23 protein-coding genes are annotated in these 22,441 nt (G+C 40.3%); all 23 read right to left on the bottom strand.

Annotation, left to right across the window (positions count from 1 at the left end; all coding sequences use genetic code 11):
• Positions 1-6 precede the first annotated feature (6 nt).
• The gene (locus tag E7L28_RS07545; protein ID WP_101928435.1) at positions 7-750 is read right to left on the bottom strand and encodes a Bax inhibitor-1/YccA family protein; all 744 of its coding nucleotides are present in this window, start codon (positions 748-750) and stop codon (positions 7-9) included.
• A 35-nt stretch (positions 751-785) separates the two neighbouring features.
• A complete protein-coding gene (gene pyk / locus E7L28_RS07540; protein WP_123138532.1) occupies positions 786-2,534 on the bottom strand; it encodes a pyruvate kinase in 1,749 nt (582 codons plus the stop codon).
• 199 nt (positions 2,535-2,733) lie between these two features.
• The gene (locus E7L28_RS07535; RefSeq protein WP_316711572.1) at positions 2,734-6,141 is read right to left on the bottom strand and encodes a DNA polymerase III subunit alpha; all 3,408 of its coding nucleotides are present in this window, start codon (positions 6,139-6,141) and stop codon (positions 2,734-2,736) included.
• 12 nt (positions 6,142-6,153) lie between these two features.
• Positions 6,154-6,921: a M48 family metallopeptidase gene (locus E7L28_RS07530; RefSeq protein ID WP_316711571.1), complete on the bottom strand. Its 768-nt coding sequence runs from the start codon at positions 6,919-6,921 to the stop codon at positions 6,154-6,156.
• Positions 6,922-7,155: 234 nt separating this feature from the next.
• On the bottom strand, positions 7,156-7,635 hold the full coding sequence (locus E7L28_RS07525; RefSeq protein ID WP_195394850.1) for a hypothetical protein: 480 nt from the start codon (positions 7,633-7,635) through the stop codon (positions 7,156-7,158).
• Between the two features lie 23 nt (positions 7,636-7,658).
• Positions 7,659-8,003: a hypothetical protein gene (locus E7L28_RS07520; RefSeq protein WP_229039603.1), complete on the bottom strand. Its 345-nt coding sequence runs from the start codon at positions 8,001-8,003 to the stop codon at positions 7,659-7,661.
• Between the two features lie 181 nt (positions 8,004-8,184).
• Positions 8,185-8,457, bottom strand: a complete 273-nt coding sequence (locus E7L28_RS07515; RefSeq protein WP_187658824.1) for a hypothetical protein — start codon at positions 8,455-8,457, stop codon at positions 8,185-8,187.
• Positions 8,458-8,926: 469 nt separating this feature from the next.
• The gene (locus tag E7L28_RS07510; protein ID WP_316604168.1) at positions 8,927-9,421 is read right to left on the bottom strand and encodes an immunity protein YezG family protein; all 495 of its coding nucleotides are present in this window, start codon (positions 9,419-9,421) and stop codon (positions 8,927-8,929) included.
• Between the two features lie 21 nt (positions 9,422-9,442).
• On the bottom strand, positions 9,443-9,811 hold the full coding sequence (locus E7L28_RS07505) for a hypothetical protein (RefSeq protein WP_316604167.1): 369 nt from the start codon (positions 9,809-9,811) through the stop codon (positions 9,443-9,445).
• Between the two features lie 270 nt (positions 9,812-10,081).
• Positions 10,082-10,846 (bottom strand): DUF3969 domain-containing protein, encoded by a 765-nt coding sequence (locus E7L28_RS07500; RefSeq protein ID WP_316711570.1) that lies wholly within the window; start codon positions 10,844-10,846, stop codon positions 10,082-10,084.
• Between the two features lie 75 nt (positions 10,847-10,921).
• Positions 10,922-11,170, bottom strand: a complete 249-nt coding sequence (locus E7L28_RS07495) for a hypothetical protein (protein WP_012864733.1) — start codon at positions 11,168-11,170, stop codon at positions 10,922-10,924.
• 155 nt (positions 11,171-11,325) lie between these two features.
• Positions 11,326-12,078, bottom strand: a complete 753-nt coding sequence (locus tag E7L28_RS07490; protein ID WP_316604166.1) for a hypothetical protein — start codon at positions 12,076-12,078, stop codon at positions 11,326-11,328.
• Between the two features lie 297 nt (positions 12,079-12,375).
• Positions 12,376-12,837, bottom strand: a complete 462-nt coding sequence (locus E7L28_RS07485) for a helix-turn-helix domain-containing protein (protein WP_024060103.1) — start codon at positions 12,835-12,837, stop codon at positions 12,376-12,378.
• A gap of 46 nt (positions 12,838-12,883) precedes the next feature.
• The gene (gene hemL / locus E7L28_RS07480) at positions 12,884-14,188 is read right to left on the bottom strand and encodes a glutamate-1-semialdehyde 2,1-aminomutase (protein ID WP_156697430.1); all 1,305 of its coding nucleotides are present in this window, start codon (positions 14,186-14,188) and stop codon (positions 12,884-12,886) included.
• A 9-nt stretch (positions 14,189-14,197) separates the two neighbouring features.
• A complete protein-coding gene (hemB, locus tag E7L28_RS07475; protein ID WP_156697429.1) occupies positions 14,198-15,172 on the bottom strand; it encodes a porphobilinogen synthase in 975 nt (324 codons plus the stop codon).
• A 9-nt stretch (positions 15,173-15,181) separates the two neighbouring features.
• The gene (gene cobA, locus E7L28_RS07470; protein WP_316604164.1) at positions 15,182-16,690 is read right to left on the bottom strand and encodes a uroporphyrinogen-III C-methyltransferase; all 1,509 of its coding nucleotides are present in this window, start codon (positions 16,688-16,690) and stop codon (positions 15,182-15,184) included.
• Positions 16,687-17,625, bottom strand: coding sequence for a hydroxymethylbilane synthase (gene hemC / locus E7L28_RS07465; RefSeq protein ID WP_316604163.1), 939 nt, complete (start codon positions 17,623-17,625; stop codon positions 16,687-16,689). The genes cobA and hemC overlap by 4 nt, the downstream gene beginning before the upstream one ends.
• 4 nt (positions 17,626-17,629) lie before the next feature.
• Complete coding sequence (hemA, locus tag E7L28_RS07460; RefSeq protein ID WP_316711569.1) at positions 17,630-18,901, bottom strand: glutamyl-tRNA reductase; 1,272 nt, start codon at positions 18,899-18,901, stop codon at positions 17,630-17,632.
• Positions 18,870-19,517, bottom strand: a complete 648-nt coding sequence (locus tag E7L28_RS07455; RefSeq protein ID WP_316604162.1) for a precorrin-2 dehydrogenase/sirohydrochlorin ferrochelatase family protein — start codon at positions 19,515-19,517, stop codon at positions 18,870-18,872. The genes hemA and E7L28_RS07455 overlap by 32 nt, the downstream gene beginning before the upstream one ends.
• 57 nt (positions 19,518-19,574) lie before the next feature.
• A complete protein-coding gene (locus tag E7L28_RS07450) occupies positions 19,575-20,360 on the bottom strand; it encodes a YlmH family RNA-binding protein (RefSeq protein WP_004695229.1) in 786 nt (261 codons plus the stop codon).
• A 2-nt stretch (positions 20,361-20,362) separates the two neighbouring features.
• Positions 20,363-21,157, bottom strand: coding sequence for a pyrroline-5-carboxylate reductase (gene proC / locus E7L28_RS07445; RefSeq protein ID WP_316604161.1), 795 nt, complete (start codon positions 21,155-21,157; stop codon positions 20,363-20,365).
• Positions 21,158-21,183: 26 nt separating this feature from the next.
• A complete protein-coding gene (locus E7L28_RS07440) occupies positions 21,184-21,681 on the bottom strand; it encodes a cell division protein SepF (protein WP_004695224.1) in 498 nt (165 codons plus the stop codon).
• A 53-nt stretch (positions 21,682-21,734) separates the two neighbouring features.
• Complete coding sequence (locus E7L28_RS07435) at positions 21,735-22,421, bottom strand: YggS family pyridoxal phosphate-dependent enzyme (protein ID WP_316604160.1); 687 nt, start codon at positions 22,419-22,421, stop codon at positions 21,735-21,737.
• Positions 22,422-22,441 lie beyond the last annotated feature (20 nt).

Genomic DNA, 22,441 nt, shown 5'->3' with positions numbered 1-22,441 from the left:
CCTTTGTTATCGCTTATTACCAAAGATGCGTAATAAGGATAAGAATAAGTTAATGAAATCTAAATAAAGGCTCAAAGCACCAGTGATTTCAATGCGGTCTAAAATTGTTTCATCCTCCATGAGCGCCACTTGTGTCACATTATTTTTAATGCGGTTCACATCGATAGCTGTAAAGATAGAGAATACTACAACACCTACATAACCTAGAACTAAACTAACAGTATCACTAAAGCCACTGAGTACAGTCCAGTTAAAGAAGCGGGCCCCCATCATCACCAAGGATACGATGATCATGCCGAACAATGCCGCCATCACATATGGTGTAAGGGATGATAAATTACGTTTAGTTATAGCCCCTACCACGGCAAAGCCAACGAAGAAAGCAAGCGTACCTATTAACGCCGGAATAACAACATCAAACACATTGTATCGCAACGATACCAAAGTCAATGTGAGACCATTCAAAGCACTATAGAGGAAGAACATACCTCGTAACGTCATTACATTAGCAGAATATGCACGAGCACTAAAAAGGAATACCACACCTAGCTCTACTAATAAGATAATATTAAAATTTTGGTACGCAAAGCGTAACCAATTTGGATTCACTAATGCAGCAAAGCCAACACCAATAGTTGTAAGTAAGCCTACAACCATCCACAAGAAAGAGCCTTTTAATCGTTGGGATACGATACTTTCAACCTGTGCAACCTCAGCTGCAGTAGGTCCTGTTACATTATATGGATTCATACTATCCCTCCTTATTTAATTATCACTCATAGAGATTATCGAGCATTTGCAATGCCCGCAAACACCTTACCACGTTCGCCATCGATAGTCACTTCTTGACCTTCGAGGAGCACTTCGTGGGCATTTTTAGCGCCTAAGATAACAGGAATACCATACGTAATGCCCGCGATAGCACTGTCCGATGTATAACCATCTTCCACTGCGATGATACCGCCAGCACGTTTAGCAATGGCCATCAATTCAGGCTCCATTGTACCTACCACTAGGATATCGCCATCTTTGAAGCTTTCATAATTGCCCTTATGATTAGCCGCAATGTACACATTACCTGTAACGGATTTGCGTAAAATACCATTACCAGACAGGAGCACTCGACCTGCAATATGAACGCGAATCATATTGGTCGTACCTGTTGCACCAGATGGTACCCCAGCGGTAACAACTACGAGGTCACCAGACTCGATGGCGCCAGTGCCAAGAGCACCGGTAATAGCTTGTTTAACCATTTCATCGGAGTTGATGATTTCATGTCCCTTGATAGCCTCTACACCCCAGCATAATTGCATGCGACGGATAGTTTCCTCATGAGGTGTAACAGCGATAATTTTACAATCTGGACGATGACGAGCCACACTAAGTGCGGTGTGACCAGATTCAGTACATGTCAAAATAGCTGTGGCCCCGAGGTTTTGAGCTACGCGCACGCTAGCCAAACATACGGCGCTTGTGGTAGTCATTTCTTCATCCTCACGAGCGCGGCTATAGCTATCATAAATTGCAGCCTTCTCCGTTACCTCTGCAATGCGAGTCATGGTTGCAACAGCTTCTACAGGATAGGAACCATTGGCTGTTTCGCCAGACAACATAATCGCATCAGTACCATCCAAAATGGCGTTGGCTACGTCACTTGCTTCCGCACGTGTAGGACGTGGGTTTTGAATCATAGACTCGAGCATTTGTGTCGCCGTAATAACGGGTTTCCCCAAGTCATTACATTTTTCAATCATCATCTTTTGAAGTACTGGCACCTCTTCTGCAGGAATTTCTACACCGAGATCGCCACGAGCAACCATGAGTCCATCCGCAACTTCCAAGATTTCATCGATATTTTTAACGCCTTCTGCATTTTCAATTTTCGCGATAATCTTTATGTCTTTTTTCTCAGACTCAAGAATGCGACGAATAGCCACAATGTCTTTGCCGCGTTGCATGAAGGATGCGGCCACAAAGTCTACCCCTTGTTGACAACCAAAGCGCAAGTCTGCTTCATCCTGTTCAGATACGGGTGGCAAGCTTAGTGCTATACCTGGTACGGCTACACGCTTGCGGTTACCGATTTCCCCGCTGTTTTGAACAGTTGTAACGATATTATTACCTTCGATAGCATCGATAACAAGTGTTACAAGCCCATCAGCCAAGAGGACTTTATCCCCTACGGACACATCGCCTGTAAGACCTTTGTAGTTCACGGAGCTAAGCTCTTTTGTACCTTCCACATCATCTGTAGTCAACGTAAATTGTTGACCGGCTTCGAGAAATACCTTGCCCTCTTTAAATAGACCAAGACGTACCTCTGGACCTTTTGTATCGAGCATTAATGCGATTGGTTTATTCACAATCATCGCCGCATCGCGCACCATTTGCATGCGTTCTGCTTGCTCTTCATGGGATCCGTGGGAGAAGTTAAAACGAGCTACGTTCATGCCCGCCCGCATCATATCTTCTAAGATACCAAATTTATCCGTTCCCGGACCTACAGTACATACGATCTTTGTACGTTTCATCTTTCCTCCTATGAAAGCACCTCCAAGATTGGATCTTTCATTTCTTATTATATCAATGTTGGTGAAAGCTATCTATACCTCACGCAACATATGTTTCTCTACACCATTTATATACTTATGTATCAAGTATATGCTTATTACATGTTACACCTATATATGCTCATTATATGTCGCACATACTTGTGTTAACATTATATGTTTACTGTACCTCTACGGAGCCCTCGCCTAGAATAGATTCAATAGCCCTGATAGATTCATCACTAGGGTCAAAGCACATATTTGGTGGTAAATTAATGCGTTTTCGTTGACGGTGTAAATATAACGACGTTGGCACAGAGCCAGCGGTGCTAGTCAATACGCGTTTTAAGGCTTCGCTATTTTCTGGTGTATCATATTGGCTATAAATGTGGATTGCCACCTGTTTTGCCTGCCCATAGTTTACCTTTAATGGCGTAATACGGTCTGCAATGATTTGCACACCCTTTTCATCCGCATCAACCCGGCCTTTTACCTTAACAATCATATCGACCGCAAGGAATTGCTGACTTTGACTAAAGACCTTAGGGAATGCCACTACATTAGCCGCACCAGAATAATCTTCGATGCGAAGAATGGACATAACCTCATTGCGCTTTGTCATGCGATCCGATTTATTTTCGATGAGGCCACCAAAGGTAATGGTTTGGCCATCGTATTGCTCTGGATTTTCTACGAGAGCACCCAGTTCAAAGAGACCTTCCAATTCTTTCGCATATCCTTGCAATGGATGCCCCGTAATGTAAAAGCCGGTATATTCTTTTTCATCCTTTAACTTATCGTCTTCCGATAAATCCTCCACATTGGGAACAGGAATGAAATCGACAGATTCTTCCATATCGCCAAAGAGGTTCATGGTACCCATAGCAGCATCTTTTTGCTCTTTAGCACCAACGGCTTGTGCGCTTTCATACATGTGCAACAATTGGTTACGATTTTCCTTGAAGCCATCCATGGCGCCGCAGCGAATGAGACTTTCAAGAAGTCGTTTATTAACAACCCTATTATCCACCCGTTTGCAGAAGTCCACGATATCCGTATACAGACCATGCTCATTGCGCTCGCGAATCAAGCGATCAATAGCATTGTCCCCTACGTTCTTAATACCGCCAAGGCCAAAGCGAATGGCGTCGTCTTGTACGGCAAAACTGCGTTCAGAATAGTTAATATCTGGACCTAGAACCTTAACGTTATGCTTCTTGCAAGAGTTAATGTAATACGTTAACTTTTGCATATTCTGCATGAAGCTCGTCATGGTAGCCGCCATAAATTCCGGGAAATAGTGCGCTTTCAAGTACGCTGTCTGGTACGCGATATACGCATAAGCCGCACTATGTGATTTATTAAAGCCGTAGCCAGCGAAGTATACGAGCAAGTCGAATACTTCATTCGCAACGGATTCAGTAATACCGTTTGCTACGGAGCCTTGAATAAAGGACTCCCGTTGCGCCTTTAGAACAGATTCCTTTTTCTTACCCATGGCACGGCGCATCAAATCCGCTTGACCAAGGGAGAAGCCCCCCATGGCGGACGCAATCTGCATAACCTGTTCTTGGTATAAGATTACACCAAAGGTATCTTTCAAGATAGGTTCCAAAATAGGATGTAAATAAGTAACCTCTTTTTTACCATGACGGCGGTCGATAAAGTCCGCCACCATCCCAGAGCCTAATGGGCCTGGACGATACAAGGCTACCAATGGAATTAAGTCTTCAAAATGCTCAGGCTTAAGGTCCATAACGAGCTTAGTGATACCTTCCGACTCAAGTTGGAATACACCAGATGTGTCACCCTTGGTGAGAAGCTCACAAGCCGCCGCATCATCGAGCGGAATGGCGTCTAAGTCTAGGTCAATACCACGGTTCGCCTTGATGAGTTTTAAAGCATCCCCCATAACCGTCAAAGTACGGAGGCCCAAGAAGTCCATTTTTAGGAGGCCCAATTCCTCGATATTATCCTTATCATACTGCGTTACAAAGCCTTCATCGTTGGCATTTTGTACAGGTACATGGTCATCGAGAGGATCTGCAGAAATTACGACGCCCGCCGCGTGCGTGGACGAATTTCGCGCTATCCCTTCTAGCTTTTTACCAAAGTCGAATAACTCTTTTACATTTGGATCGGTTTCGTATAAAGCTTTTAACTCTTTTCCTTGTAGAGCCTTATCTAAGGTAATCCCCAGTTCGTTGGGAATCATCTTAGCGATGCGGTTCACTTCAGCCAGAGGTAAGTCGAGCACGCGACCTACGTCACGAATAACGGCACGAGCTGCCTCTGTACCAAAGGTAATAATCTGAGATACGCGAGCTTGACCGTATTTTCTCGTCACATATTCAATGGCTTGACCACGTTTTTCATAGCAGAAGTCAATATCGATATCAGGCATGCTTACCCGCTCTGGATTTAAGAACCGTTCAAAAAGCAAATCGTATTTTAATGGATCAAGACCTGTAATACCTAAAAGGTACGCTACTACAGAACCTGCCGCAGAACCACGGCCTGGTCCTACTAAGATATCGTGCTCACGGGCATACCGCACATAATCCCACACGATGAGGAAGTAATCCTCAAACCCCATCGTACCGATAACATCTAACTCGTAGTCGAGACGCTTTTGTAACTCTTCAGACGTTTCACCATAAAGGCGTGGAATTTCTCGTTCACAAACCTTACGTAAATACGTTTTAGACGTTTCCCCTTCGGGCACATCAAAGTGAGGCAAGTGATGTTCGTCGAAGTTGAATTCTACGTTACAGCGCTCTGCAATTTTTAATGTGTTTTCAATGGCCCCAGGAATATGAGAGAACAACTGCGCCATCTCATCCCCGGATTTCAAATAGAACTCATCATTAGGGAACTTTAAGCGGTCCACTTCGGCACGGCGGCGGCCTGTAGAAATACAAACCTTAATATCCTGAGCGTCTGCATCCTCTTTTAAGACATAGTGGAAGTCATTAGACGCTACGATGCCAAGACCGTATTCCTTGCTGAGCTTAATGAGCTCCTCTTGTGCCTTTGCTTCTTCTGGTAACCCGTGATTTTGGATTTCCAAGAAGAAATTGTCTTTCCCGTACGTCTCAATATACCATTCGATGGAACGCTTCGCGCCCTCCATATTATCTTGCAAGATATACTGAGGGATTTCTCCTTGAATACAAGCACTAAGGGCAATTATACCCTTGCTGTATTGGCGCAATAAATCACGATCTGCACGAGGACGATACAACATACCTTCTGTAGATGCTTTAGATACGATTTTAACGAGATTACGATACCCTTCCATGGTCTCAGCCAACAAGATAAGATGTTTTAGTCTTTCACGGCTGCGACCTTCTGGACGATCGAATCGGCTATTTTCCGTTACATATACTTCACAACCAATGATAGGCTTAATGCCTTGGGCCATACACTCTTTATAGAAATAAATGGCGGCGTACATATTGCCGTGGTCTGTAATGGCAAGGGCCGGCTGATTTAACTCCTTCGCACGACGTACCATGTCAGGCAAACGACTGATGCCGTCCAGCAAACTAAATTCTGTATGACTATGTAAATGTACAAATGGCTGCATGGTACACCTCCTTTAAGGGCGATGAGCAAAATACACGTTCAATGACTTCTTGCGGACCTTCCAATCTGGCAAAAACTGTGCCACTAGATTGTGAAAGTTCTTGGAATGGTCTAAATATTTAAAATGAGCAAACTCATGAACCATAACGTACTCAATATACGCCTGTGGTCCCTCTAACAAATGGGTGTTCATCTTGACGAGCTGCTTTGCAGGCGTACAAGAACCCCAACGGCTCTTCATACGCTGCTGTTTTATGATTGGCATAGGCACATCAATACCTTGCTTGTGAAAGCGCTGATACACGACCTTTGCCCAATGGACAAAGACCTTCTCCCCTAAATTACGCCAATAACTTTGCATTAATTTATGTTTAGCGTCAAAGGTCGTACCCTGAGGTACAACCATGGTAAGAATGGCTTTCCCGTCAAAGCCTATGTGAGGCTTTCCATCCTGCTCAACTAAGCGCAACGTAACTGGAATGCCGAGGATGGATAAACTTTCACCATTCACATACTGCAACGCATCGACGCGCTTGGCATTCAATGCATCAATCTTGTAACGAGCCCGCTCAATGAAGGACATATTCTCGATGACAAACTTGTCCACCCTATAATCCGGCACATACCCATTCGCCGACACATGGATCACACCATCCTTTGTAATGCGCATGTTCATGTTCTTCACACGCTTGATGGTTAACTCATATTCAATTGTGTCACCATTATAGGTAATAGACCTAGTTGTTGAAGTATTCATACCTTTTATTTTATCATAAAACACTCATAAAATCGTAAAATTCTGGTGATTTTAATAGAATGACTTAGATTTTAAGTAATTCTGATTTTTTACTATTTTGTAATATAAAAATGACACCTATACCAAGCCCTTATGGGTGGTATAGGTGTCATTAAAATAATCTGTAATATCAAATTATTTATTAGTATAGAAAAGTCTTAATAAATACATCACAAGCTTGTCTTACGAAGCATCCAAATCACCAAAATATTAAGCATATTATTTTACTTTAACAATAATAGAACGATTAGGATATCTCATCTTCTTATCTTTCAACCGATTATAAATATCCTGTTCCTCAGAAGTTAGGTCTGCCTTACTAGATAAAATATGTATGTGAATTGGTTTCTGTTCTTTTTCTAGCTCTTTTTTCTCTATCAAATAGTTGTTTAAAGTATATTTTTTATAATTTTCATCGGTTTCCTCATCAAATAAATAGTATATTTGATCTAAATTTAAATCAATTTTTAGAAAACCTGTTTTTCCATAACTATATAGATAGTTTAATTGTGATTCGTAAGAGTATCCATTATATTCTAATGTGGACCCAGTTTTATTATCCAATATATAATTTTCACCCTTGGAATATCCCAAAAAATAACGAGGTTCATATTTATATGAATTAGATTCACCAATATAGATTATTGAGCATACTGCTAAACTCAAAATACTTACCAAAATAATTAATATATATTTCATCTCTACTATGCTCTCACTTCAGCTTAAATAACAGTATCAATTTGAATTCCATATTTAAAAGGCTTTATAATTCTAGCTCTCTGTTCTAAATATGCAATATTAGCTGCAGCAATTAATGCACTCTCCTTTGATGCACTCATTACCATAGACCATAGTTTATCTATATACGCAGTAGAAAGCTCTGCCGGAGGAATAGATCCGATTTTATTATCGTAATCAGGAAGCCATTCAAAATTATATAAATCTTTTGCTTGCCCAACCACATGAACTTTATCTTCAGAAATTTTTGTCATTCTAACACCAATCTTTAATTTTCCGAATGCAGCTTTAGCATTACCAAATGCAGCATCTATTTTATCATAAGACACTCATAAAATCATAAAATTCCGGTAATTTTAATAGGACTTATTTAATATAAGTAACATAATACTCCTCTTTAATTAAGAAGTTTTATATTTAATGACTACCGCTTAAACTGATCAAAAAATAATAAAAGATTCCAAGTCCTAACTACGTTATTAGAACTTGGAATCTAAAATTATACTGCTATTAAAAAGAAATTCGGCTACCTTGTGATTGAAACCTTCCAGGCGCTTCTGACAATTTCTTATATATATCAAATGTTTCAGATGGACCTAAACTTTCAATCGGTTGTAATATCATATTATCACCGTAATACCATTGTTGTAATCTTGTAAAATTATTTATAATTTCAACATCTTCTGGATTTAAATAATATACAATAATTGTATTGCTCTCTTGATTAATAATAACATAGACATCATCATTCATCGCATAAATTTTATCATTAATAATATCCATCGAAATACCTTTATTAATGAGATATACACTGTTGGCCTTATCAAAAATTGTATTGTATCTGCTATCAACTACATACCGATACTGTAAATCATGATATAACCAACCCCCACCTATAAAGAGAAATAGACCAAATATACCTACCAATATCGTGGATAACTGCAGTAGACCTTTAATAAAAACAATTATTTTATTCATATTTGTATATTAGTAATATTTCTCCATAAACTCACGTCATCTTATACTCAATAATATCTCTATTATAAATAATAAATCTAGTTGTTGAGATATTCATATCTTTTATTTTATCATAAAACACTCATAAAAACTTAGAAATCTGGTGATTTTAATAGAACTACTTAGATTTTAAGTAATAATGATTTTTTATCATTTTGTAATATAAAAATGACACCTATACCAAGCCCTTGTTGGTGGTATAGGTGTCATTATAATAGTATGTAATACTAACCTACTAATCTGAGTAAGATAATTCTAAAGATACTTCACCATTAGCTGTTAATATAAATATTAATCCAGAGAACGGATTTTGATTATAGAATTTAAAAGTCTCAATCATTGATAAAATTTCATTCTTTAAATTATACATAACTTCCGAAATAATAGCCGGCTCTTCATCATTATTTTCTACATACTTTGTAATATATGAATCATCCTCAGTTTTATAAACCAAAAGCTCTACAGAGGAATTATTAACATTCATATCAAAGTGTAATTTAGCACGATGCCAATTTAGAGGCGTTAACTTGTATATACTTTTGGCTACTTTATTATAATGTTTTTCAAGTTCCGATTCTAAGCTTTTATGCTTTAACTTAAATGCCTTATCAATGGCAGTATAATTTTTTGCTAATACACGAGATTCCATATCTTCCAATAATAAAACACCTCGTGGACCTTTTAGCATTTCTTTATATACATCCGGATCAAATTCATCTTCATTTTCCAAAACACCAAAGTTTTTATATACTCACTTATATCTATTTTGGAGCCAGCAATCGTCAGTTACAGGGTCATTATGAAATTCACAATGTGGCTCATAATCATCGCGTGAAATATACATTGTTCCCCACGTCCATTGTTCTGTAGAGGCTTCATGAAGTAAACGTACATACGTTAAAATCTCACTAGTTCCAGCTTTTATAGATTTTACTTTTTCATCACTGCAATTATATAGCAAATCTCCATAACTAATGATTGAACCAGCCGGGGTTTTTACATAATAACAAGCCGAACTCATACCTAATTCTGTACATTCAAAAAACAAATAACACTTATACCAATGTATTGGCATACAATCAATAAGTATATCTCTTATTTTATTAATATATATATCCATATATCCTCACATTAATTATTAGGAATTTCGTCAGAAAATCTTCTATTCCTCTTACATCATCATTAGTAATGATTCGATGTTTATCTAAATCAAGAAATGTTAGGTCATAACCTAAATAATACCAGCGATTATTGTTAGTATTTAGCATCATGGTCTGAGTTCATTAGCATTTTTCTAACGTTATATAAAGCCTCTTTTGAAAAGTCTTCTAGCTTAGTTTTCTTAAATAATAATCATAAGTATATATACAACTTAAAAATCTTCTAGAATCTATAATCCTAAGTCTATAAACTCCCCTGAAACTTTAATCTGCCAAAACATCCCTTTAGTAGCTTTTAAATCAATGCCTGTTTTTAACTTGTCAAAACTCACATCATAAAATGGTAATAATATCTGTAATGATGCTAATTTTGCTTTCATAGTAATTAAATCTTTACTTAATTGCCCGGATATATTAGTATCCGCTATCTCCTGTAAATTGGAAATACATGCTTGAAGATCTTCATTCTGAATACGTTCACACGTATATATTTCAGACAAATAGGTCTGTTTAATACAACTTAAGATTGATTCAGAAATGAATTCAGGTTTTTGTAAGACTTCATACAATCCTAACAAAAACAACGCCCAAAATATCTCCTCTACATAATCGGTAAAGAAATAGATACCGAACTTCTTTTCATCATGTGTAGAAATCTTTAACACTTCAGATAAAGTATTACCCTCTAACTCCCGTTCTATTAAAGCAATCCAACTACTGCATTCAATATCATCTAACGTATCATTTAATGCTGGTATAGGGATTCTACGAGCCATCCACTCATCAACATCCTCTAAACTCATCCCATCACCAATTATATTTAACAGTTTATCGGACAGATGTGCTTTTCTACACATTAATCGAATTAACATACTAAATATGTAATATTCTAAAATGATCAAGTCAATATAATTTCGTCTATATGCCTTAACAGCACCCAATATAAAGACCATTAAAAATGTATCTAAGCTTTTTTTACTTTTAAAATAGATCATATTTATACCTCTATCCACTAATTTATTCTAGCTTAAAATCTATACGTTCATCATTAACCCGTTTTACTTAGTGAATTATAATAGTCCATTATCCATCAGCAAACCCAACAAAGTAAATATTGCAAAAAATAAGAAGATACTCAAAATAATCCTTACTACACATCTCACTATAGGCTTAGCTGAAGTAAAAGATTCTATACTATCATGATTACCAATCAACTCAGGAATACAAATAAATGCAATTAAAAATCCTATAGCCTGAATTGTACCTTTAACCTCATAATTTGTATCATATAAATTCAAAAAAGAATCAAAGAACTCCATCGATCTACTAAATCTCCTTATAATTAAGATAATACATACTAAATAGAATATTTACATTCCTATCTTTTTCAAAACTAACAACTCCATCAAATCAACTCGTTAAAGTACTCTCAATTTTTACTACACAATATTATGAATATAAATATAATATATTACTACTTTTTATTAACATAATTATCTCTTAATTGTAACAAGATGGTCCGTTCGTCTTTCCCAATTTCATCAAGACTATTTAATATGGTTAGATAATCGCCATAGTTATATTTCAACATAGTAATTAAAGAGTCTCTAACCTTTTTACCAGCAATACTTTCATCAAAATATACTTGTATATTATTTGTTTCTTTATCAATGATAATAAAACCACTAACATTAAATATTAAGATTTTAGTAGGAGTCTCTTTTATTCCTCTTACGTCATTTGTAATAATTAGATGCTTATCTAAGTCGAGAAATGTGGCTTCATAGCCTGAATGATACCATCGTTTATTATAATATTTAGCACCACGTTCTGAGTTCATCAGCATTTTTTCAAAGTTATCTAAAGTCTCTTTTGAAAAATCTTCTAACTTAGATTTCTTATTAACAATCATCTTAGATCTTGAATAATTAATTTTATGCTTGCCAGTCTCATCACCGTAAATTTCAAATTCTAGAACATCTAACATGTGATTTCTAATATCATATCGACCGATTCCATCATAGCCTAAATAATAATAGTAAGGCTCATCAAAATATACAGCTAAAATACGATTAGAAATCGATTCATTAATTAAAGTATCTACTAGCTCATGAGACTCATCCATAATAACTATATTATTAGGAGAACCATCGTGATAATAATACTGATAAATAGTGGTACTAATAATTGCTATAACAATCAGTATTAAAGAACAAATTTTTTTCATACCAAACTACCTAAGCTATATAATCAAATAGCTTCATACAAAACACCAACATCTTTTAATAATATCAAATATCATATCTAATCAATAAATATTTATTCCCCTTCTATAATTCAATTATATGTTAAACTAGCGTATACCACCAACGAATATTTTGTTATGTTGCGGCAAAAAAGTACCATCTATCAAGGGACGACTTATGTGTCGTTTAGCTCCCCAAATAGATGGTACTTTTTATAATTAATTTAATTAAATTGTTCAAATAAACATGTCCCACTCGGTCTACAATGTAGTATAGCACTACTTTATATTCCGTCGTGCCGCTAAGCTACCAGCACTGCTAGCTAGTCCAGCCCGATTGATATGAGGGTTCCCATGTTTGTACGTCTTTGGCTTGCTGTCCTTATCTTCTACTTTTGATTTCTCAAATTTAGTAAATAGATTATCGAGCTCGCGCAAGAGCGCACGTTTTTGCGAGTCTTTTAACTCAAATACATCACCTTTATAGGCGATGTATTTATTTTTTAGTACAGGACTGAGATCATAGATGGGCTCGTGTTCTTCTCCATTTACATCCAACAGCTCATCCAAGGTCAATCCATAATAGCGAGACAGGGCACAGAGTGTATCTAAATCTGGTTCGCGATACCCTGTTTCGTAATTTGAAAGCGCCGCATTACTGATACCTACGGCCTTTGCTACTTCGATTTGGCTTTTGCCCATGCGCACGCGAGCACGCTTTAAGTTCTTGTAAAACTGCATGTTCATCACCTGTATCGATACATAAACAACTACAAACTATATACTTTTATAATAATGTATCACTGATTTTTTTGAAAGCTTCATCAGCAACTGCTAATGTGCGTTCTACTTCACTGCTCTTATGACAAATAGATACGAAATTACTTTCATAAGGGCTTGGCGCATAGTAAATACCATGGCTCAAGTTATGGTGGAAGAACATTTTAAATTGTTCTTCGTTGCAAGCTGCTGCATCATCAAAGTTCTTAACTGGTTTGTCAGTGAAGAAGATGGTAAACATAGAGCCTACACGCTGTACTACAACAGGCACATTGTATTGTGCCGCCAATCTTTCAAAGCCTTCACAAAGGGCAATCGTCGTATCTTCTACTTGTTTAAATACCGTTGGATCACGTTGCAGAATGGAAAGCGTTGCCAAACCAGAGGTAACGGCAATTGGGTTACCACTCAATGTACCAGCTTGGTAGATAGGACCAGCTGGTGCAATTTGGTTCATAATCTCACGAGAGCCACCAAACACGGCAAGTGGCATGCCACCGCCAACGATTTTACCAAGGCATGTAAGGTCCGGTTTAATCTTGTAACGCTTTTGGGCACCCCCACTGCTAGCACGGAAGCCACACATAACTTCGTCAAAGATCAACACAGCGCCGTGAGCCTTAGTCACTTCGCGCAAGGTTTCGAGGAAACCTGGTGCTGGAGGTACGCAGCCCATGTTACCAGCTACAGGTTCAACTATGATCGCCGCAATAGTATCGCCGATCTCGTCGAATAATTTACGAACCGCTTCAGAATCATTGTACGGCAATGTTATGGTATTCTCTGCTACGCCTTGAGGAACTCCAGGACTATCCGGCACGCCAAAGGTAGCAAGGCCAGAGCCAGCTTTCACCAGGAGCGCATCACTATGACCATGGTAACAGCCTACAAATTTTACGATACGATCGCGACCAGTATAGCCCCGAGCTACGCGCAAGGCACTCATCGTAGCCTCTGTACCAGAGTTAACGAGGCGGATAACCTCCATAGACGGCATGAAGGCTTGTATCTTTTTAGCCAATTCTGTTTCTAATAGTGTAGGTGCACCGTAGCTAGTACCACGAGGAATAGCCTCTTGCAGGCTCGCGATGACTTCAGGGTTCGCATGGCCCAAGATCATAGGTCCCCAGCTCAACACATAGTCGATATATTCGTTGTTATCGATATCATAAATACGGCTGCCGCTGGCACTGCTGATAAACGGAGGGTTAGATCCTACGCTGCGGTAGGAGCGAACAGGGCTATTTACGCCGCCTGGCATATAACGTTTAGCCTCGTTAAAGGCCTTTTCAGATTTACCGAGTTGGAACATAGTTCCTCCTTATTGTTGTAACCATTTAGCAATATCTAAGGCATGGTACGTAATGATGATTTTAGCACCAGCACGCTTCATAGACAGCATTGTTTCCATAACGAGACGTTCTTCGTCGATGAGACCAGCTGCAGCAGCAGATTTAACCATCGCATATTCACCAGATACATTGTATACTGCAACTGGCAATTCATAACGGTCACGCGTTTCACGAACGATGTCCAAGTAGGACAAGGCCGGTTTAATCATGATAATATCTGCACCTTCAGCGATGTCGAGTTCAATTTCTCTGAAAGCTTCTAAACGATTAGCCGGGTCCATTTGATAAGATTTGCGGTCACCAAATTTTGGCGCAGAATTAACAGCTCCGCGGAACGGACCATAGTAAGCAGATGCGTATTTTGCCGCATAGCTCATGATAGATACATTGGTATAACCTGCCGCATCAAGGGCTTCACGGATGGCACCTACGCGACCGTCCATCATATCGGATGGAGCCACCATATGTGCACCAGCTTCTGCTTGGCTTACCGCAACTTTACAAAGCAATGGTAATGTTTCGTCGTTCAAGATTTCATGGTCATCGATCATACCACAGTGACCGGTAGAGGTATATTGGCACAAGCATACGTCAGAAATAACCAAAAGATTTGGTACGGCTTCGCGGATGGCTTTAATGGCTTGTTGTACTGGTTGGGACATATCCCAAGCAGAGGAACCTTGCTCATCTTTATATGTAGGAATACCAAAGATTTCTACACCACGCACACCAAGATCATAAGTCTCTTGAGCTACTTTCACAGCCTCGTCAACAGACAAGTGATATTGACCTGGCAATGTGTCGATTTCTTTTTTAATACCTTCACCAGGCACGATAAATAATGGATAAATCAAATCAGTTACGTCGAGTGTCGTTTCGCGTACCAAATCACGCATTTCTGGATTGATACGCAAGCGGCGAGGACGGTATGTTAAATCGTACATGTAATCCTCCTAAATGTCCTTTACAATAGCATTTACTAAGCCATCTGTTGTATATACATCGCTGATGACAGCAGGTTTAAGACCTGCACTCATAGCCGTAGCAGCTGTGATAGGTCCAATGCAAGCAATCTTAGTATTGCCTAATAGTTTCAATGCATCATCGCCCAATAATTGGATTGTATTTGTTACAGTAGAAGAACTTGTAAAGGTAATATAATCTACTGTGCCTTCTGTTAACGCTGTTACTAATGTTTCTTGTTGAGATGTATCTTGTGTCGTTTCATACAAACGCAAAATATCTACATCCATATTACGATGACGCAAGCAGCGTGGAATTACATCCCGTGCTACCTTTGGTTGAATCAACAGTACAGAATCCCCTGCATTGAGTTCTTCTTCAAGAGCCTCTACAGCAGATTCAGCCTTGTAGTCTACAGGAATGATATCCGGTACGATGCCATATTTTTGAAGTTCACGAGCTGTAGCACAGCCGATAGCCGCCACTTTAGAATTACCTAAAGCACGTGTATCTTTGCCTTCTTTATATAGAGCATCGAAGAAGTAGCGAACCCCTTCAGCAGATGTGAATACGATGCATTGGTATTGTTTTGTATTATTAATGATACGTTTATCTTCCTCAAACAATTCCAATGGAGATGTTTTAATTGCCGCGGCTTCCACTACATTAGCGCCTTGAGCCGCTAATTTTTCGCGGAATGCACTTGCTTGGGAGCGAGCGCGTGTGACCACAACAGTTTTCCCGAATAAAGGTTTATTATCGAACCATTGTAATTTTTCACGAAGGTTTACTACATCACCTACTACAATGATAGCTGGCGCTTTTAATTGAGCCTTTGCTACATCTTCAACGACATGTTCAAGGGTAGAAACTAATACCTCTTGTACTGTTTTTGTTCCCCACCGAACAAGTGCTACTGGTGTAGAGGCTGCCCGGCCATGAGCCATCAACTTTTCGGCAATGACAGGCAAATTACCGACACCCATTACAAAGCAAAGTGTATCTACCGCCGTAGCAAGGCCTTCCCAATGGATACCGGATACTGCTTTTGTAGGATCCTCATGACCTGTTACCACCGCAAAGGATGTGGCCATAGCGCGTTGTGTTACAGGAATCCCTGCATAGGCAGGCGCTGCGATAGGAGATGTTACACCTGGCACGAACTCAAATGGCACACCGGCTTCGCCAAGAGCCATCGCTTCTTCACCACCACGACCAAATACGAGCGGATCACCGCCTTTTAATCGTGCTACGATTTTGCCTTCTTTACCTTTTTGGACTAATAGCTCATTGATTTCCCATTGATGCATTGTGTGATCTTTACATTGCTTACCAGCGTAAATCAGTTCAGCATCTGGACGTGCCCATTCTAACAGATGGGCATCCGCTAAATAGTCATATACAATTACATCTGCTTTTTCGATGCATTCACGGCCTTTTACAGTGATGAGTTTAACATCGCCAGGGCCCGCACCAATTAGATATACCATACCTGTCATTTTATGATTCCTTCCTCTATGAGAGCATCCACAATACGTTTGCCCCCTTCTTCATATAAGGCTTTTGCAAGATTTTTACCAAGGATCTCGCCCTTTTTAGCGGGACCAGAGATTTCCCCTTCGTACACAGTTTTTCCATCGAGGGATGCAATCATAGCCTTTAAAGTCAATTGACCTTTATTGATGGTGCCATGTACGCCCATTGGCACTTGACAACCACCATTTAATTGACGCAAGAAACTGCGCTCCCCTTCAACGGCATAACGCGTTGCTTCATCGTTGATAGGATCCAACATGTCAAGCATTTCCGTATCGTCGGCACGACACTCGATAGCGAGTGCCCCTTGTCCAACGGCAGGAATCATTTCATCGGCCTTGAAGACTTGTGTAATTTGGTCTTCTAACCCCAATCGCTTAAGGCCTGCTTGAGCCAAGATAACACCGTCTAGCTTTTCCGTTTCAATTTTGCTCAAACGAGTCTGCACATTACCGCGAATAACCTCTACCTTTAGGTCAGGTCGGACATGTAATAGCTGTGCTTGCCGGCGTAAACTACTAGTGCCAACGCGAGCCCCTTGTGGCAATTTGTCTAGTGTTTTATACACGGGACTCACTAGTGCATCATACGGCACTTCACGAGCAGAAATAGCCCCAAGAGTGAGGCCTTCTGGCAACTCTGTAGGCATATCCTTTAAGCTATGTACGGCGATGTCGATGTTGCCTGCATGCATAGCCTCTTCTAATTCAGCAGTAAATAAACCTTTACCACCAACTTGAGCCAGTGGTTTCTCTAGGATACGGTCACCCTTTGTATTAAAGTGAACTAGCTCTACCGTAATATTGGGGTACAGACGTTGTAATTCTGCACTAATATGTTCAGCCTGCCATAGGGCAAGGGCACTTTTTCGCGTGCCGATTCGAATATGATCTCTCATGGCATTAGCCTTCTTTCTCAAGATTAAACATATCTTTGAATAAGTCCCAGTACAAGCCTTCTTCCTCTGTACCAGCAATTTCGTTGAAGTGAATCATCGGTTCACGCAACATTTTGCGAATGATCATGCGACTCATCGAGTCCATAACACGGCGTTCCTTATCGGAAATATCTGGCAATTTAGCTAATGCGCGATGTAATTCACGACGGCGAATACGCTCCGCTTTTTCTGTAAGCAATGCCATCATCGGACGCACTGTTAAATAGCTTAATTTATCCAATAACTCTTCAATAGCATCGTGAATAATAGGTTCTGCACGACGAGCTTCCTCTTCTCGTTGTGCCTTGTTTTCTTCTACTACACTTTCAAGAGAATCAATATTAAATAGATAAATACCGTCCAAGTCTGCCACAGCAGGGTCGATATCACGAGGTACCGCAATATCAATCATAACGATTGGTTCACCCTTGCGAAGAGCCGTAATTTTCTTGGCTTCTTTTTCAGTAATAATATAATGCGGCGCCCCTGTAGATGTAATTAGGATATCTGCATCCTTAGCATACTCTACAAAGTTATCGAGCTTAACAGCTTTACCATTAAAGCGTTCCGCTAACATTTCAGCCTTAGCAAAGGTTCTATTAGATACGAAAATCGTTTTTACACCCTTCGCTTGTAAATGAGTAGCTGTCAATTCACTCATCCTACCAGCACCCAAAATAAGTACTGTAGCTTCGGATAATGGCTTATCTAAACTGTCCTCCGCAAGATTGACCGCCGTGTAACTAACAGATACAGGCGTATTAGCAATGCCCGTATTAGTACGCACCTTTTTACCAACGCTAATAGCTCGTTGGAATAAAATATTAAAAATTGTTCCCGTACAGCCTGCGCTATAAGCCTGAATATAAGCCCCTTTTAATTGGCTCAAGATTTGGCCTTCCCCCAACACAAGGGAATCAAGGCTAGCAGACACACGGAATAGATGCTCAATACAGTCCCGTTCTTCGTAGAAGAAGAACGCATCTGCATCGATATGATCTGCGCCTTTTAAATCTTTTAATACTGCCAACATGTAATCCTTTGGAAATTCTACACCTTCTAAAGCAGCATAAATTTCCGTTCTATTACAGGTGGATAATATAACGCATTCTGAGATACAGTCAAATTCATAGAGGCGGTTTAGTGCGGAAACTACCTCGTCTTTATCAAACGAGAAACGTTCACGCACCTCTACAGCGGCACTTCTATGATTTAGACCTAATACCACTAATTGCATGGTTTAGTTTCTCCTCTATAATCATCCAATCTCCCTTGAGAATGGCTTCAAATGTTTCTACCGTCAGATTGTCTCGCCAAAATTTCTGTCGAGCCTCTGGCGTAGGAAGTAGTAACTTTACTTCTTCTCTAAATATTTTAAGTCTAGGCATAGCCTTTTGCAACTGACCATAACGATTCATCATATCTTGTCGTACGAGACGATTGATACGAGGTCCTACATTATTGGCACTAATAGCAATATGAAGATCGCCGAGTTCAAGGGATGACGGCACAGTAAATCTACACGCGCTCTGATCATCACTGCGGTTGGTCCACACACGATGTTTTTTTCCTAGCTCATACAAGGTATCGTTTAGTTCATGATTATCTGTGCAGATAAACAGCAAACTACTCGAAATAATATGCTCTTCGTCGTCCATTGTGAAAGCCCGATCACACCAAGTGATGCGATTTTCCTTTGTCCATTGGCTAATCGTATCCGTTACAGCAGGAGCGATAACGACAATTTGGCAAGGCTCCTCAATAAAAAGCTGCATCCGTCGTTCCGCTACTTCTCCGCCGCCTACGAATAGGATTATATCTTCAGTTGTAGGTTGAAATGTTATGGATACCATGGCTGTCCTACTATATACAAAAAAATCGGCTTGATGGTCAAGCCGATTTTCAACTGCCTACATAAATCGTTTCAGATATACGCCGATACGCCCTTTACGAGAGGTACCTGTAATAGCTTCTACCTTCATTCGGCCACGACCACGCATGGAAATGACATCTCCTTCTTTAACCTCTTGGGATGCCCCCTTAGCTGGTTGCCAGTTTACTTGTAATAAGCCCGCATTGATAGCACTCACCAATTTAGTGCGAGATACACTAAATCCAGAACTTGCTACCGCATCTAAGCGCAAGGAAGCGACTGTAGTGCGGACTTCTTTAATTTTTTCTTCTTTTGGTGCAATATCTGATAACTCAATAGCCTCTACAGATACAGAAACCATAGCAATTTTCGTAAAGTTTTGAATTACGAAATCAGCCACGCTTTCATCCACCATAATCTGAGCGCCCCCTTGCTGGACGATAACGTCCCCAAATTTGGAGCGATCAATGCCAAGGCCCATCAAGGAGCCCAGCACATCGCGATGGGTAAGCAATCGGAACCGTGGGTCCCAATTTACCTTAAGGGCGCGAATGCCCATGTCCACAGTACCGTTAAAGTCGCTGTCTACGAAAGCGATACGAATGCGTTCCGCCCCTTCATAGCCACCATCAGTTTTAACTGTTAACTGTGGGTAATTAGCCTTGATAGCATCTGCAATAACAAGGCCTGCAGGGCTCGTAAAGTCCGCCACACGATAGGGACGACCTTTTACAACCTGCTCAGCCAAATCTAGCATGCGACGAGCTTCCTCGCCACTGCCACTGGCCTCGAAATATCGTATTAATTTACTAGTATCTGCCAAAATTATTTCCCCAACTCATTCGACCGAGCAAGACATGCTACTACGCCATCTTGGAGAGCACTGCGAAGTCCACCTTTTTCCATAGCACCAATACCCGCAATGGTAGTGCCACCAGGGCTTGTCACTTGATCTCGTAGTACCGCTGGATGATTGCCACTTTCAAGAGCCATCTTACCAGCGCCGTACATTGTTTGAGCCGCCGCCTTTATCGCCAATTGACGTGGTAAACCAATGCGAACGCCCGCATCAGCTAAAGCATCAAGGATGACAAACATATAGCCAGGGCCCGCACCGGATAACGCCCCTAAGCGATCTAAATCGGCTTCACTCACTACTGCTACCTCGCCTACAGCCGCAAACAAGGCTTGTACAGCACGACCTAGGTCCGTATTCACATCATCCCCGGCGAGTGCCGTCATGCCAGCACCGATAGAAGCCGGTGTATTTGGCATAGCTCTAAACCAGTTAGCTTGTGGAATCGCCGCGTCAAGAGTATCTAAGGTTATACCAGCGGCAACGGAAATCATAACAGTCCCATAAGGCACTTCTTTCAACGACTCTAATACAGATGGTAACACTTGTGGTTTTACAGCCAATAGAATAGTGTTGTACTCGTTTACATTAGGCAATGTAGTAAAACCTACTACACCAAGCTCCTCTGCAAGAGCCTTACATTGTTCTTCGCGACGCACTAGAATGTGTGTATCACATGCTTTCAAAATACCATGCTGTAATGCACCGCGCAATAGAGCGCCCCCCATTGAGCCAACGCCTATACATAGGGTTTTACCTAACATAGTTATCACCACCATTTATAGAGAGATTATTTATTTTCCCAAGAGTATTCGTTTTGCTCAGTTGTGTTGCTTTCATTGTCATTATAATCAATCGAAATATTTACAGGTACACACATGAAAATGTCTTTACCTACTTTTTCCAATTTGCCATCCAATGCATAGGTCGCACCAGATACGAAATCTACAATACGAGCTGCTTCATGAGGGTCTGTATTTTCAAAATTAATCAATACAGGACGCATGTCGCGCAATTGATGTGTAATATTTTCAGAGTCTTCAAATACTTTTGGTTCAATTACAACTACTTTCATAGCTGTTGGACGTTGTGTCATCGTAGATTGGCCTCCTACCTTGCGTGGATGAAATTCAGATGCGCCGGACACGGGAGCCGCTGTTGCTACTGGGGTAGGTTCAGCTTCGTATTCCTCTTCATCTTCGTATTCGTAATCATCATATTCATAGTCATCATCAGTTCTGCCTAAGAATAAGTTTTTTGCTTTGTCTAAATAATCTCCCAATGCCATTTGGATTTCCTCCTAATACAATTAACGCTTCCGATTATCAGGTAACCCGAACCTTAATAATATACACGTTCCCCAAAAATTGCTGTGCCTACACGAACGATGTTAGCCCCTTCTTCCAAAGCGACCTCAAAGTCATGAGTCATCCCCATAGATAAATATTGAATCTGCCCTTCTTCAAAGTAGCGTTTCATATCCTCAAACAAGGCATTCGCTACGCGAAAGATTGGACGAGCTTCCTGTGGATCATCGAAAAATGGCGCCATACACATCAAGCCCCTTACGCGTACATGAGGCAATGTTTTTGCATAATCTCGTATTTCTGGAAACTCTTCGATGGTCATTCCCGTTTTAGAAGCTTCGCGGGCCACATTGACTTGCAGTAATACATCTTGTATTTTATCGTGCTTTGCAGCAACCTTTTCGATTTCATCTAATAATTTACGGCTATCCACAGAATGAATTAAATCAAACATAGGAACCGCTTGGCGCACCTTATTGACCTGTAAATGACCAATCAAATGCCATGTTAATTGTGGCCCCTTATAGGTTAGCTGTTTTTCTTTGGCCTCTTGTACTCGATTTTCTCCTACATGAGTGACACCGAGCCGTGCGACCTCTTCCACAGCCGACACAGGGTGGTTCTTTGTAACCGCCACTAATAATGCTGTATCTACGCGACCAACACGCGCCATAGCATCGGCCATGCGCTGCTGTATAGCGTGTAGGGATTCTTCAATCACGTGAATGCCCCCTTCAATCT

This window comes from Veillonella parvula (genome assembly GCF_032575955.1).
In the GTDB taxonomy this organism is placed as follows: Bacteria; Bacillota; Negativicutes; order Veillonellales; family Veillonellaceae; genus Veillonella; species Veillonella parvula_J.
The sequence above is the reverse complement of the archived record's forward strand: the minus strand, read 5'-3'. Positions and strand labels throughout refer to the sequence as shown.

Excerpts from the sequence above, each read along its gene's own strand:
- proC (WP_316604161.1), bottom strand. The coding sequence starts at position 21,157 with ATGTTAGGTAAAACCCTATGTATAGGCGTTGGCTCAATGGGGGGCGCT.
- E7L28_RS07495 (WP_012864733.1), bottom strand. The coding sequence starts at position 11,170 with ATGGAGTTCTTTGATTCTTTTTTGAATTTATATGATACAAATTATGAG.
- hemC (WP_316604163.1), bottom strand. The coding sequence starts at position 17,625 with ATGAGAGATCATATTCGAATCGGCACGCGAAAAAGTGCCCTTGCCCTA.
- E7L28_RS07535 (WP_316711572.1), bottom strand. The coding sequence starts at position 6,141 with ATGCAGCCATTTGTACATTTACATAGTCATACAGAATTTAGTTTGCTG.
- E7L28_RS07545 (WP_101928435.1), bottom strand. The coding sequence starts at position 750 with ATGAATCCATATAATGTAACAGGACCTACTGCAGCTGAGGTTGCACAG.
- pyk (WP_123138532.1), bottom strand. The coding sequence starts at position 2,534 with ATGAAACGTACAAAGATCGTATGTACTGTAGGTCCGGGAACGGATAAA.
- E7L28_RS07505 (WP_316604167.1), bottom strand. The coding sequence starts at position 9,811 with ATGGATATATATATTAATAAAATAAGAGATATACTTATTGATTGTATG.
- cobA (WP_316604164.1), bottom strand. The coding sequence starts at position 16,690 with ATGACAGGTATGGTATATCTAATTGGTGCGGGCCCTGGCGATGTTAAA.
- E7L28_RS07440 (WP_004695224.1), bottom strand. The coding sequence starts at position 21,681 with ATGGCATTGGGAGATTATTTAGACAAAGCAAAAAACTTATTCTTAGGC.
- hemL (WP_156697430.1), bottom strand. The coding sequence starts at position 14,188 with ATGTTCCAACTCGGTAAATCTGAAAAGGCCTTTAACGAGGCTAAACGT.
- E7L28_RS07455 (WP_316604162.1), bottom strand. The coding sequence starts at position 19,517 with ATGGTATCCATAACATTTCAACCTACAACTGAAGATATAATCCTATTC.
- E7L28_RS07500 (WP_316711570.1), bottom strand. The coding sequence starts at position 10,846 with ATGATCTATTTTAAAAGTAAAAAAAGCTTAGATACATTTTTAATGGTC.
- E7L28_RS07490 (WP_316604166.1), bottom strand. The coding sequence starts at position 12,078 with ATGAAAAAAATTTGTTCTTTAATACTGATTGTTATAGCAATTATTAGT.
- E7L28_RS07515 (WP_187658824.1), bottom strand. The coding sequence starts at position 8,457 with ATGGATATTATTAATGATAAAATTTATGCGATGAATGATGATGTCTAT.
- hemA (WP_316711569.1), bottom strand. The coding sequence starts at position 18,901 with ATGCAATTAGTGGTATTAGGTCTAAATCATAGAAGTGCCGCTGTAGAG.
- E7L28_RS07525 (WP_195394850.1), bottom strand. The coding sequence starts at position 7,635 with ATGAAATATATATTAATTATTTTGGTAAGTATTTTGAGTTTAGCAGTA.
- hemB (WP_156697429.1), bottom strand. The coding sequence starts at position 15,172 with ATGTACGATTTAACATACCGTCCTCGCCGCTTGCGTATCAATCCAGAA.
- E7L28_RS07485 (WP_024060103.1), bottom strand. The coding sequence starts at position 12,837 with ATGCAGTTTTACAAGAACTTAAAGCGTGCTCGCGTGCGCATGGGCAAA.